The organism is Sphingopyxis sp. 2PD (genome assembly GCF_005503695.1).
In the GTDB taxonomy this organism is placed as follows: Bacteria; Pseudomonadota; Alphaproteobacteria; order Sphingomonadales; family Sphingomonadaceae; genus Sphingopyxis.
Genome location: NZ_SCMU01000007.1, coordinates 102,486 through 115,351, shown reverse-complemented (window position 1 = coordinate 115,351; position 12,866 = coordinate 102,486). Strand labels below are relative to the sequence as shown.

The window sequence follows — 12,866 nt, the reverse complement described above, 5'->3', positions numbered from 1 at the left end:
GGATAGGCAGCTAGCGGCCCCCGCCTTCGCGGGGGCGACGGTCAGTCGGAACGTCCGCTCCCCACCCCAAAGCCGACGTCACCACCGCAGCTAAAGCCGCTCCGCCTGCACCACCGTGTCCGACGCGCGCAGCGCCGACAATATCCGCATCACATGCTGCACGTCGCGCACTTCGACGACAACGTCATAGGTGTGGAAACCGCCCTCGCGGTTCGACAGCCGCAAATTTGTGATGTTCGCCGAATTGGCGGCGAGGATGCCTGACATTTCGGCGAGCGTCCCGGGTTCGTTCAAAATGACGATGCACAGCCGCGCGTTGCCGCCTTCGCTGTCTTCCTGCCAGCGGAGGTCGATCCAGTCGGCATCGACTCCGTCGGCGAGGCTGGGGCAGTCAATGACATGCACCTCGATCCCCTCGTCGGGGCGCGCCAGCCCGACGATGCGGTCGCCGGGCACCGGGTGGCAGCAATCGGCGAGCTGATAGGCGACGCCGGGGGTCAGCCCCGCGATCGACACCGCGGCGCCTTGCGCCAGCTTGCCGGGCTTTGCTTTCATCTCGGCGGTGATGCCGGGGACCAGCGCTTCGAGCACCATATTGTCGGTCAACCGCTGCTTGGCGATCGCCACGTAAAGCGCGCTGTCATTGTCGAGCTTCAAGCGGGTCAGCGCCGCGGCACGCGCCTTGTCGCCGACCTTGTTGGGCAGGCGCGCGACGATTTCGTCGTACATCTTGCGGCCGAGCGCCGCGAGCTCGACCTTTTCCTTTGACCGCACATGGCGGCGGATCGCCGCGCGCGCCTTGCCGGTGACCGCAAAGCCGAGCCACGCGGGTTGCGGCGTCTGCTTGTCCGACGACAGGATTTCGACCGTATCGCCGTTGTTGAGCTGGGTGCGCAGCGGCACCAGCCGCCCATTGACCTTGGCGCCGACGGTACGGTCGCCGAGGCCGGTGTGGACGGCGTAGGCGAAATCGACCGGGGTCGCGCCCTTGGGCAGCTGGTGCAGGCTGCCCTTCGGGGTGAAGGCAAAGATGCGGTCCTGATACATCGCGATGCGGGTGTTCTCGAGGAACTCCTCGGGATCGTGCGTCTGCTCGAGGATTTCGATCAGGTCGCGAATCCACCCGGCCTGGCCGTCGGGCGTGCTGCCGCCCTGCTTGTACGCCCAATGCGCAGCGAGCCCGAATTCGGATTGCTGGTGCATGCCGAGGCTGCGGATCTGGATTTCGATCCGCATATTCTGCTGATGCATGATCGTCGTGTGCAGCGATTTATAGCCGTTGCGTTTCGGGGTCGAGATATAGTCCTTGAACCGCCCGGGGACCATTTTCCATTTGCGGTGGAGCAATCCCAGGGCGGCGTAGCAATCGGCGTCGGTCGGGGGGATGATCCGGAACGCGATGATGTCGGTCACCTGTTCGAAACTGACGTGGCGTTCCTGCATCTTGCGCCAGATCGAATAGGGGTGCTTTTCGCGGCCCGATACTTCGGCCTCGATGCCGCTTTTCGCCAGCAATTCCTTGAACTCGCGGCTGATCTCGGCAACCTTGTCCTTGCCGCCGGCGGTGAGTTTGGCGAGCCGCCCGGTGATCGTCGCATAGGCTTCGGGTTCGAGCTCGCGAAAGGCAAGCAGCTGCATTTCGCGCATATATTCATACATGCCGATCCGCTCGGCGAGCGGGGCATAGATGTCCATCGTCTCCTTGGCGATGCGCCGCCGCTTGTCGGGATTTTTGATGAAATGCAGGGTCCGCATATTGTGCAGCCGGTCGGCCAGCTTGACCAGCAGCACGCGGATATCGTCGGACATCGCGAGCAGGAATTTGCGCAGATTTTCGGCGGCGCGCTCATTCTCGGTCTGCGCCTCGATCTTGCTGAGCTTGGTCACCCCATCGACCAGCCGTCCAACGTCAGCACCGAAAAGCCGCTCGATCTCTTCGGGCGTGGTCAGCGTGTCTTCGAGCGTGTCGTGGAGCAGCGCGGTGACGATCGTCTCGCTGTCGAGATGGAGGTCGGTCAAAATCCCCGCCACCTCGACCGGATGGCTGAAATAGGGGTCACCCGACGCGCGCTTCTGGCTGCCATGCTTCTGGACAGTAAACACATAGGCGCGGTTGAGCAGCGCCTCGTCAACGTCGGGATCATAAGCGCGCACGCGCTCGACAAGTTCATATTGCCTCAGCATTACGTTCAATGTCGTTCATGTCGGCGCAATTGCAATGCGAAATTTGATTGCGCCGTTCGCCAGTGCGTTAGCAACTTTGATAACGGCGAGTGGAAGCATCGGTCGCGCGGGGGCGCATGATGGCAGGCGCGAAGCGAGTCGCGAGCGTCGTCGGGCGGATTCGCGTGGCCTGCCACAGCAAATGTATCGCGTTGCGAAATGAAACGAAGCCCCTATATTTTTTTGGCGCAGGGGTCGATTTTACGTTAGGGCATAGGGCATGGGAAAATTACGCGAACTGCTGAACGACATGGATGGGGGCAATTGCGCCCTGCCGCTGGCGCTGGAAGCGATGGGCGAACGCTGGTCGTTCATGATCCTGCGCGCTGCCTTTAACGGCGTCCATCATTTCGAGGAGTTTCAGCAGGAACTGAACATCGCGCGCAACATCCTGTCGAACCGGCTGTCGCGGCTGGTCGATCATGGCATCATGGCGCGCGAAGTGATGGCCGAAGACCGCCGCAAGGTGCGTTACCAGCTGACCCAAAAGGGTATCGAGTTGCTGCCGGCGATGATCGCGCTGCGCCAATGGGGCGAGAAATGGGGCGCGGGTGTGCCGTCGACCCCGGTGCTGGTCGACGCGCGCGACGAACAGCCGATCGGGCCGGTGACGCTGACCGCGCATGATGGGCGCGTGATTGGTTACAAGGAACTGCTGTGGAAGCATCGCGCGGAGCTCCAGCCGCTTGGTCAGGCTCGCCAGCGCGCCGACGGTGCGATGGCGCCGGTGGCCGCCGAATGATCGGCTGCGCCGGGTTCCGGCTGCGTATCCGCGGCCGCTGACCATCGCGACCTACCGGACCCCCATGCCGCTGTTTCGCCTGTCTTCGCCGGGACCCTTTTTCGACAACAAGGTCCGCGCCTTCTGGAACCTCCAGCTATTGGGCTGGGCCGCGTGGCTCGGCCTGCGCGGGGTTTCGGGCCTCGCCAACGGGCAGCCGCTGACCTTTCTGATCCCGCAGACGATTTCGGCGATCACCGGCTTCTCGCTCTCGCTCATTCTGGCGGTCTGCTACCGCGCCTTGATCAGCCGCCGCCCCCTGCTGATGTGGGGCGTGAGCTTCGGCCTGTCGGGGCTCGCGACGGCGCTATGGGCGTTTATCGACGCCTGGGTGGCGCAGATCCAGAATCCGAACAGCGAGGCGGGTTTCACTAGCCTGCTTCTCGGCGCCGTCTATATCGACGCGACGTCGCTCGCGGCGTGGTCAGCGCTCTATTTCGCGATCAACTATTTCCTCCAGCTCGAGGAACAGAATGACCGCGTGCTGCGGCTCGAGGCGCAGGCTGCGTCGGCGCAGCTTGCGATGCTGCGCTATCAACTCAATCCGCATTTCCTGTTCAACACGCTGAACAGCATTTCGACGCTGGTTCTGCTCAAGCAGACCGAACCCGCCAATGCGATGCTGTCGCGGCTGTCGGCGTTCCTGCGCTATACGCTCGCGAACGAGCCCACCGCGCAGGTCACGCTGGCGCAGGAGATCGAAACGCTGAAGCTCTATCTCGACATCGAAAAGATGCGTTTCGAGGACCGGCTGCGCCCGCATTTCGAGATCGATCCGGTTGTGGCGCGCGCGAGGCTGCCCTCGCTTTTGCTGCAACCTCTGGTGGAAAACGCGATCAAATATGCGGTCACACCGCAGGAAAACGGCGCCGATATCACGATTTCCGCGCAACTGGCCGGTCAAAATGTTCGGATTACCGTGTCCGACACCGGGGCGGGATTGTCAGCCGACCGCTCGGACCCCACGACGGGCTTTGCAACGGAATCGACCGGCGTGGGTTTAGCCAATATCAGGGACCGTCTGGCGCAGGCTTTTGGCGACCAGCACCGGTTCGACGCTCAACGTGGCGCTGATGGCGGGTTCACGGTGATTATCGAGTTTCCGTTTCAGCCCGATGGGCAAATGACGATTGGAACCGAACGGACATGACGATCAGAACCATCCTGGTGGATGATGAAAAACTGGCCACCCAAGGCCTGCAATTGCGGCTCGAACCGCATGCGGACGTTGAAATCGTCGACACCGCGCAAAATGGCCGCGAGGCGATCCGAAAAATCAAGACGCACAAGCCCGATCTGGTCTTTCTCGACATCCAGATGCCGGGTTTCGACGGCTTTTCGGTGATCCAGGGCTTGATGGAAGTCGAACCGCCGCTGGTGGTGTTCGTCACCGCCTATTCGGACCATGCGATCCGCGCGTTCGAGGCGCAGGCGGTCGATTATCTGGTCAAGCCGGTCGAACCCGAACGGCTGGCCGACGCGCTCGACCGCGTGCGCCAGCGCCTCACCGAAAAGCGCGGCGCGGCCGAGGTCGAGCGGCTGAAGACCGTGCTGGCCGAGGTCGCCCCCGATGCGGCGGACGATTATGGCAGCGAGGCGGCGCCCGACGCGCATGCCGCCGATCGCTATGAAAAGATGATCAATATCAAGGATCGCGGCCAGATCTTCCGCGTCGATGTCGACAGCATCGAACGCATCGACGCCGCGGGCGACTATATGTGCATTTACACCGCCGACAACAGCCTGATCCTTCGCGAAACCATGAAGGATCTGGAAAAGCGGCTCGACCCGCGCAACTTCCAGCGCGTGCATCGCTCGACGATCGTCAACCTGTCGCAGGTGAAGCAGGTGAAGCCGCACACGAACGGCGAATGTTTCCTCGTGCTGGGTTCGGGCGCGCAGGTGAAGGTCAGTCGAAGCTATCGCGACGTGGTTGCGCGGTTCGTGCATTGAATTGGCCGTCGCCCCCGCGAAGGCGGGGGCCGCCATCGGCGTAGTGCTACGTTGCCTGCGGCCCCCGCCTTCGCGGGAGCGACGTGTTTCTAAAGCTGGTGACCGGTGCGATCGCGTTTCGTCGCGAGATATTGCTCATTATATTTGTTGGTCGGCAGCGCCAGCGGCAGGCGTTCGACCACCTCGACGCCCTCCTTTTCCAGTCGCGCCACCTTTTCCGGGTTGTTCGTCATCAGCCGGATGCGCGGGATGTTGAGCAATTCCAGCATCCGCCCAGCGATCGCAAAATCGCGCGCCTCCACCGGAAACCCCAGCCGGAGATTGGCATCGACGGTGTCATAGCCTTGATCCTGCAGTGCATAGGCGCGCAGCTTGTTGACGAGGCCGATGCCGCGTCCCTCCTGCCGCAGGTACAGCAGCACCCCCCACGGCGCGTCGGCCATTGCATGCAGCGCGGCGTGGAGCTGCGGCCCGCAATCGCATTTCAGACTGCCGAGCACATCGCCGGTCAGGCATTCGCTGTGCAGGCGAACGACCGGGGGATTGCCGTCGCGCTTTCCGATGACGAGCGCGACATGGTCGGAGGCTTCTTCGGGCGAACGGAAGGCGACGATCTCGGCGCTCTCGCTCGCCGCCACGGGCAGGCGCGCGCGCGCCGCAATCTGAAGCCGCGACGGGTCGAGCAGCGCCGCGACATCCTCGGCATGGCACGCTGTTTCGGCGTCGCCCGCCGCCGCGCGGACAAAAAAGGCCGGGAGCAGCCCGGCGTGGCGCGCCATCGTCATCGCGGCGGAGGCGGCGCTTTCGCTCCCGGTGGCGACGGTGCGAAACGGTCCCTTGAGCGGATTGGCGAGGTCGAGCGCCGGATCGGCGATCGCCAGCGCCGCGGCGACGGTCGGGGCGGCGGCATCGAGGCGCACCGGACCCGGGGTCGCGGCGACGCGCTGGTTGGTGAGCTTCAGCGTGACCGCGCGCTCGCCCGACAGCAGCACATCATGGCTCGCGAAATCGGCGAGCGCGTCGTCGCGCGCGCTTTCGACTGCGAGCAGGTCGAGCGCGCCGTCGGCGCTCTCGACGCGAAAGGGCCAGCCGCGGCGTAAGGCGTCGATCGCGCGCGCGGCGCGGCGGGCGCCTCTATGGTCGGCGTCGCTCAAAAAGCGAATTCCGTGACCAGCGGGATATGGTCCGACGGCCGCTCCCAGCTCCGCGCCGGCTGCACGATGCGGTGCGACACCGCTTTGTCGACGAGGTCGGGGGTCACCCACATATGGTCGAGGCGGCGGCCGCGGTTTGATGCTTCCCAATCCTTGGCGCGGTAACTCCACCAGGTATAGAGCCGCTCCGGCGCCGGAACGAAATGGCGACCTAGATCGACCCAGTTCGACGCCGCCTGCAACCGCGCGAGCGTTTCGACCTCGATCGGCGTGTGGCTGACGACGTCGAGCAGCGCCTTGTGGTTCCATACGTCGCTTTCGAGCGGCGCGACGTTGAAGTCGCCGGTCAGCACCGTCGGCGTACCGTTCAACGCCCCCGACCATTCGGTCATGCGGCCAAAGAAATCGAGCTTCTGCCCAAATTTGGGGTTGAGCTCGCGATCGGGAATGTCGCCGCCGGCAGGGATATAGACATTGTCGAGGCGCACCCCCGACGGCAACGTCACCCCGACATGGCGCGCCTCGCCATTCGCCTGCCAGTCATATTTGCGCACGTCGGTCAGCGGCACCTTGCTGATGATCGCGACGCCATGGTGCATCCGCTGGCCGTGGGTGATGATGTGTTCATAGCCTAACGACTGGAACATGTCCTTGGGAAAGATGCCGCATTCGACCTTGGTCTCCTGCAGGCACAAAATGTCGGGCGCTTCCTCGCGCAGGAATTTCTCGACGATGCCGATGCGGGCGCGGACGCTGTTGATATTCCACGATGCGATGCTGGTGCGAGTCATGCAGTCGGCTCTATCGGCGCGGTGCATTGTTCGCAATGCGATTGCGGACTGGTGCTGCAAAGCCGCGTTAGCGGAAAAAAACGCCGGGAATCATAAACCCCCGTCCCAGGGGCGGTGGAACGGGGGTTCAAGGTCAGCGTTCGTCACGCTCTTGAATGAAGACACCGGGCAATCCGGGTGGGGCAACAGGGGGAAACCCAAATCCGGGGCCGTGTTGGCGTCTTCGAGAGTTGAAATAGCCCGCTCTCCCTGTCGCCAAGCTGAACAGAAATTGGCCGCAATGCGCCGATTTTGCAGTTCGTCGATGCCGGGCGACGGTTCGGCGGAAAAAGGCCGGGGAATTTTGCAAGAAAACGCCCCGGCCTGAATTTTTCGTTCAGCTTCGACTACCGACCACGCTTGTTCGGGCGCGGATCGGTCCAGCGGAACGCCGAATCGGCGACCGCGACGTTGAATTTCTGGTTGCTGAGGTCGATGCGCGTCCGGTTGTTCTGCGAATCGAGCGCGACCCAGCCGCGTAGGCGCAGCCCGGCGGGCGCCGATCCGTCGCGCACGAACACCATCGTGATCGTGCCATATTCGGGGCGCTTGGGATCCTTGACCTCGACGCTCAGCACATCGTTGCTGCCGGTGGGCAGGACCTTGGCGTATCGGGTGAGATCGCGGTCGGGGTCGAGTAGCGCGCCCAGCGGCGAATTCTTCACCGGCCAGCGCTGCACCTGCCGCACCTCATAATCGATCATGGTCAGCGAGCTGCCGTCACCAACGATCAGCAGCGGCACGCCCTTCTGATACTGGAACCGGATCTTGCCGGGGCGCTTCAACGTCAGCTTGCCCGACAGGCGCTGGCCGTTGCGGTCGGTCTGGACAAAGTCGGCGGTCATCGAACTCGTCGATTTGAGGTGCGATTGGACCGACGCCAGCGCGTTTGCCGATTGCGCGGTGGCGGGTGCGGTCGCGGCAAGGCCGGCCGCGGCCAGCGGCGCAAGCGCCAGCGCGGCGGCGCGCGTCAGGTTCAGGCGAGGAAAAGTCAGGGTCATGATGCTCTCATTCTGCAAAAATCGTGGTTCGCATGTGACGTTGGGGCGTTGAATATCCACTGAACCGCCGTTTCATCTCTCCGTCATCCCGGCGAAGGCCGGGATCTCACCCTCGCGCAACGACGCATGGCGAGATCCCGGCCTTCGCCGGGATGACGATGATGGGAAGTCCGGATTGAAACCCTAAACCCCGTAAAAGTTCCCTACCGCGGCTGGCCATATTGATCGGTCAGCACGTCGCGGCGACCGACATGGTTCGGCGGGCTCACCAGCCCTTCCTCCTCCATCCGTTCGATCAACCGCGCAGCGCTGTTGTACCCGATCCGCAATTGACGTTGCAGCCAGCTGGTCGAAGCCTTCTGGCTCTCGACGACGATCTGGCACGCCTTTGCATACATGCGGTCTTCGGCGCTGTCGCCGCCCGCGGGGGCGCCCTCCATCGCAAAACCGCCGTCCTCGGGATCTTCGGTGACGCTCTCGATATAGTCGGGGCGGCCCTGCCCCTTCCAGTGATCAGCGACCGCGCGGACCTCGTCGTCCGACACGAAGGGACCGTGGATGCGCGTGATCTGCTTGCCGCCGGGGACATAGAGCATGTCGCCCTTGCCGAGCAGCTGTTCGGCGCCCGCTTCGCCCAAGATCGTGCGGCTGTCGATTTTCGACGTGACGTTGAAGCTGATGCGCGTCGGCAAATTCGCCTTGATGACGCCGGTGATGACGTCGACCGAAGGGCGCTGCGTCGCAAGGATCAGGTGGATACCCGCCGCGCGCGCCTTCTGCGCGAGCCGCTGGATCAGGAATTCGACCTCTTTGCCCGCGGTCATCATCAAATCGGCGAGCTCGTCGACGACCACGACGATCTGCGGCAGCGGCGCATAATCGAGCGTCTCTTCCTCGTAGACCGGCTGGCCGGTGTCGGGGTCGTATCCGGTCTGGACGCGGCGCCCCAGCGACTTGCCCTTGGCGAGCGCCGCGCGCACCTTGTCGTTGTACGACGCGAGGTTGCGCACCGACAGCGACGACATCATCCGGTAGCGATCCTCCATCTGCTCGACCGCCCATTTGAGTGCGCGGATCGCCTTCTTGGGTTCGGTCACCACCGGAGCGAGCAGGTGCGGGATGTCGTCGTAGACGCTGAGTTCCAGCATTTTGGGATCGATCATGATCATCTTCACCTGATCGGGACCGAGGCGATAGAGCAGGGACAGGATCATCGCGTTGAGCCCGACCGACTTGCCCGATCCGGTGGTCCCCGCAATCAGCAGGTGCGGCATCGGCGCGAGATCGGCGATCACCGCGTCGCCGCTGATATTCTTGCCCAGGATGATCGGCAGCGCACCGGTCTGGTCCTGGAACAGCGCACTGCCGATGATTTCGTGCAGCACCACCGATTCGCGGTGCGCGTTGGGCAGTTCGATGCCGATCACGGTGCGGCCCGGGATCGGCGCGATGCGCGCCGACAGCGCCGACATGTTGCGCGCGATATCGTCGGCGAGGTTCGACACCCGGCTGGCCTTGGTCCCCGGCGCGGGCTCGAGTTCGTACATGGTGACGACCGGACCGGGACGGACCGCGGTGACGACGCCTTTGACCTGAAAATCCTCGAGCACGGATTCGAGCAGCCGCGCGTTGCGCTCCAGCCCCGCCTTGTCGATCTGGCCGGTCGGTCCCGGCGGCGGCGGCGCGAGCAGGTCAATCGATGGCAGCTGGTAATTGGTGAACAGCTCGGTCTGCGGCTTGGGCCGGGGCTTCGACGGTGCGGTGCGCTCGGCTGGGTCGGCGATTTCGGGCGGGGCGCGGTCGCTCGGCTCGGCGATCGCGCGGGGGCGCACGACGCGCTCCATCAGGTTTGGCGCGCGGGCGCCCTCGTCGGCGGTGCGCGCCGGCTCGGCGACGCGGCTCCGCTCGGCGGCGGGCAGGCGGAAGCGCGAGGCCCATCCCTTTTCAAGCCGCAGCGCGCGCCAAGCGAGCCACAGCCCCGCGGTCACCAGCAGCAGGATCGTCGCAATGCGGATCAGCGCTGCGGCGGGTTCGCCCGCGGCTGCGAACAGCGGCGTGATCGCTCCGCCGACCAGCAGCGCGATGATGCCGCCCCACCCCGCGGGCATCGGCGCGCCGGTCGCGGGCGACCACAGTTCGGCACCCAGCCCGACAAGGAGGATGCCGACGAAGCTGTACGCGAGCTGGCGCGGCCAATAGGGTTGGGGTTCGCCCAGCCACAGCCGCCACGCGAGCAGGCCGAGCAGCGGCAGCAGCAACGCGATCCCGACCCCGCCGATCGACAGCCCCAGATCGGCGAACCACGCGCCGGTGCTGCCCATCCAGTTGGCGGCGGTGCCGTCGGCGGCGGTGTTGAGCGCCGCATCGGTGCTGTCGTAGGTAACAAGCGCAAGCGCCAGGAACAGTGTGAAGAGCCCAAGCGCGGCCGCCGCGGCGATCACCAGCGATCGCGCGATGCTCTGGCGGAAAACGGTGCGCCAATCGGCCTTTATCGGTGCGGCCTTGCGGCTAGCCATGTTCTTCACGGTCCCTGTCAGTTAACCACGGCGATATGCGCATGGGGGGGAGTCGCCGTCAAGCGCGGCCCGGCGCGCACACGGCCTTTCCAACCGCCCTGCCGCGCGCTAGGGCAGCCCCATGAGCGAAACGCTGCGCAGCGATGTCCTGATCTCCGGCGGCGGCCTCGTCGGCCAGGCGCTCGCCCTTGCCCTGGCGCACCATGGCCTGTCGGTCCAGATCGTCGATCCCGCCGACCCGGTGGCGACGATCGCACCGGGATTCGATGGCCGCGCCTCGGCGATCGCCAGCGCGACCTGGCAGATGTTCGAGGTGCTGGGGATCGCGCAGCGGCTGGCGGGTCATGGCTGCCCGATCCGCGCGATCAAGGTCGGCGATGGCGCCCCCGACAGCGGCCGCGGCGGCGAGCTCGATTTCGTCACCGCCGACGGCGATCCGCCGCTTGGCACGATGATCGAGAACCGCCAGCTGCGTCTGGCACTCGCCGCGGGGTTGGCCGATGCACCGCTGGTGCGGCTGCATATGCCCGCCACCGTCACGACCCGCGACATCGGCGTCCATGGCGTCACGCTGACGCTCGCCGACGGGACGCGGCTTGCCGCGCCGCTGCTGATCGTCGCGGAGGGTCGCCGCTCGCCGACGCGCGACGCGGCGGGGTTCAGTATCGCGAGCTGGTCGTACCACCATCACGCGATGATCGGGGCCGTTGCGCACGAAAAGCCCCATGGCAATATCGCGCACGAAATCTTCTACCCCTCTGGTCCCTTCGCGCTGCTGCCGCTCGTCGATGATGGCGAAGGGCGGCACCGTTCGGCCTTTGTGTGGACCGTTGCCGAAAAGGACGGCCCCGGATTCGTCAAGCTGGGCGACCGCGGCTTTGTCGCCGAACTCGAAAAGCGCGCCGGCGGGGTGCTCGGCGCGATGGAGCTCGTCGCGCCGCGCATGACCTATCCGCTCGGTTTCCATCACAGCGCGTCGATCGTCGCCGAGCGGATCGCGCTCGTCGGCGACGCCGCGCATGGCATCCATCCGATTGCGGGGCAGGGGCTCAATCTTGGCCTCCGCGATGTCGCGGCGCTGACCGAAGTGCTCGTTGAGGGCGCACGGCTCGGACTCGATCTGGGCGATGCGGCCTTGCTCGCGCGCTATCAACGCTGGCGCGGGCTCGACAATATGATGGTCAGCCTCGCGACCGACGGGCTGACCCGCCTGTTCGGTATTCCGGGCCGCACCGCCGCCGCCGTGCGCCGCACTGGGCTCGGCGCGGTGCAGCGGCTGCCGATGCTCAAACGCTTCTTCATGGACGAAGCGCGCGGCGAGGCCGGCGATCTGCCCAAACTGCTCGCGGGGGCCGAAGTTTAAAGTCTGTCCTGCTCAAGCAGAATCATATCACCGTCGCCCTGAGCCTGTCGAAGGGCGCTTCTCGGCGATAAGCGCCCTTCGACAGGCTCAGGGCGACGTTTCCGTTTGAACAGGACAGACTCGAACCGGTTTTGTTCATCCGTCATCCCGGCGAAGGCCGGGATCTCGCCGGTGCGTAGAACCGCGAGGTTGAGATCCCGGCCTTCGCCGGGATGACGGAACATCTAAGCCTTGTTCGGCCGCGGTACGTATTTCTACCTAGCCCTTCAGCAGCCCGCCGCTCACCCTGTTTCCTTATCCTTGTCACCGCGGCACCCCCGCCGCGGCACGATGGGGAAGGACCATGTCGGCAAAAAGCGATGCACTCGAAACAGCGGTGACGGACTATATCCAGGCGCGAACCGCGCTCGATATGGCACCGGGCGCGCGGGCACGGACGCGCGCCGACCGAGCCTTCGCGCGCCTCGCGGAGCTGGCAGCGCCGCGCATCCGCTATTTCACCCGCCGCTACGGCCTCTCCGATGTCGCCGACGACGCGGCACAGGTCTGCGCCATCGCGCTGCACCGCGCCGCCGAACGCTATGATCCGGCGCGGGCGCGCTTCACCACCTATGTGAACTGGCAGCTGCGCGCCGAGCTCCAGGCACTGCGCCTTCGCCTCCATGGCGACCAGCGGACGGCGGGGCGGCAGCATGTCACCGCAACCTTGTCGCTCGATGCCTTGCAAGCCGATGGCGCCGACGACTGGCTGATCGATCCCGCCGCCGAAGCCGCGACCGAACAAGCCGCTGCCGACGGGCTGGCGATGCTTGCCGCCGATCGCCTGGTTGCCGATTGGGCGACGCGGCGCCGCGCGACAATGTCGCGGTCGGCGCGACACACGGATGCGCGGATCGAGGCGCGCGTCGCTGCCGAACAGGCGCTGGTCCGCCGCCAGCTGACCGTGACCGCAACGACCGAGCGACTAAGCGAAAGCGACCGCCATATCGTGCGCCGCGCGCTCGCCGACATCGCGCGCCACGCGGCGCCGCGCAAATTGCATTGA

At 65.2% G+C, this 12,866-nt stretch carries 10 protein-coding genes; 5 read left to right on the top strand and 5 right to left on the bottom strand.

Going from position 1 to position 12,866, the window contains the following annotated elements; all coding sequences use genetic code 11:
* Positions 1-90: 90 nt before the first annotated feature.
* Entirely contained in the window at positions 91-2,184 is a 2,094-nt protein-coding gene (locus FFS18_RS08195) for a RelA/SpoT family protein (protein ID WP_137870401.1), read from the bottom strand.
* Between the two features lie 259 nt (positions 2,185-2,443).
* On the opposite strand from FFS18_RS08195, the gene FFS18_RS08190 reads away from it, so the two are divergent.
* From FFS18_RS08190 to FFS18_RS08180, 3 genes are all read left to right on the top strand, one after another.
* On the top strand, positions 2,444-2,965 hold the full coding sequence (locus tag FFS18_RS08190) for a winged helix-turn-helix transcriptional regulator (RefSeq protein ID WP_120217846.1): 522 nt from the start codon (positions 2,444-2,446) through the stop codon (positions 2,963-2,965).
* A gap of 64 nt (positions 2,966-3,029) precedes the next feature.
* Positions 3,030-4,154: a sensor histidine kinase gene (locus FFS18_RS08185; protein WP_120218385.1), complete on the top strand. Its 1,125-nt coding sequence runs from the start codon at positions 3,030-3,032 to the stop codon at positions 4,152-4,154.
* Positions 4,151-4,957 carry a LytR/AlgR family response regulator transcription factor gene (locus FFS18_RS08180; RefSeq protein ID WP_120217847.1) on the top strand — a complete coding sequence of 269 codons (807 nt, stop codon included), beginning with the start codon at positions 4,151-4,153 and terminating at the stop codon, positions 4,955-4,957. The genes FFS18_RS08185 and FFS18_RS08180 overlap by 4 nt, the downstream gene beginning before the upstream one ends.
* 89 nt (positions 4,958-5,046) lie before the next feature.
* Here the strand turns inward: FFS18_RS08180 and ribA are convergent, their stop codons facing one another.
* From ribA to FFS18_RS08160, 4 genes are all read right to left on the bottom strand, one after another.
* Positions 5,047-6,111, bottom strand: a complete 1,065-nt coding sequence (ribA, locus tag FFS18_RS08175) for a GTP cyclohydrolase II (protein WP_137870400.1) — start codon at positions 6,109-6,111, stop codon at positions 5,047-5,049.
* Positions 6,108-6,902: an exodeoxyribonuclease III gene (locus FFS18_RS08170; protein ID WP_137870399.1), complete on the bottom strand. Its 795-nt coding sequence runs from the start codon at positions 6,900-6,902 to the stop codon at positions 6,108-6,110. Before FFS18_RS08170 ends, ribA begins: the two co-directional genes overlap by 4 nt.
* Before the next feature lie 386 nt (positions 6,903-7,288).
* Positions 7,289-7,942, bottom strand: a complete 654-nt coding sequence (locus tag FFS18_RS08165; RefSeq protein WP_137870398.1) for a LolA family protein — start codon at positions 7,940-7,942, stop codon at positions 7,289-7,291.
* Between the two features lie 203 nt (positions 7,943-8,145).
* Entirely contained in the window at positions 8,146-10,458 is a 2,313-nt protein-coding gene (locus FFS18_RS08160; protein ID WP_137870397.1) for an FtsK/SpoIIIE family DNA translocase, read from the bottom strand.
* Positions 10,459-10,579: 121 nt separating this feature from the next.
* On the opposite strand from FFS18_RS08160, the gene FFS18_RS08155 reads away from it, so the two are divergent.
* Both FFS18_RS08155 and FFS18_RS08150 read left to right on the top strand, forming a co-directional pair.
* Positions 10,580-11,821 (top strand): FAD-dependent monooxygenase, encoded by a 1,242-nt coding sequence (locus tag FFS18_RS08155; protein WP_137870396.1) that lies wholly within the window; start codon positions 10,580-10,582, stop codon positions 11,819-11,821.
* A gap of 343 nt (positions 11,822-12,164) precedes the next feature.
* Complete coding sequence (locus FFS18_RS08150) at positions 12,165-12,866, top strand: sigma factor (RefSeq protein WP_137870395.1); 702 nt, start codon at positions 12,165-12,167, stop codon at positions 12,864-12,866.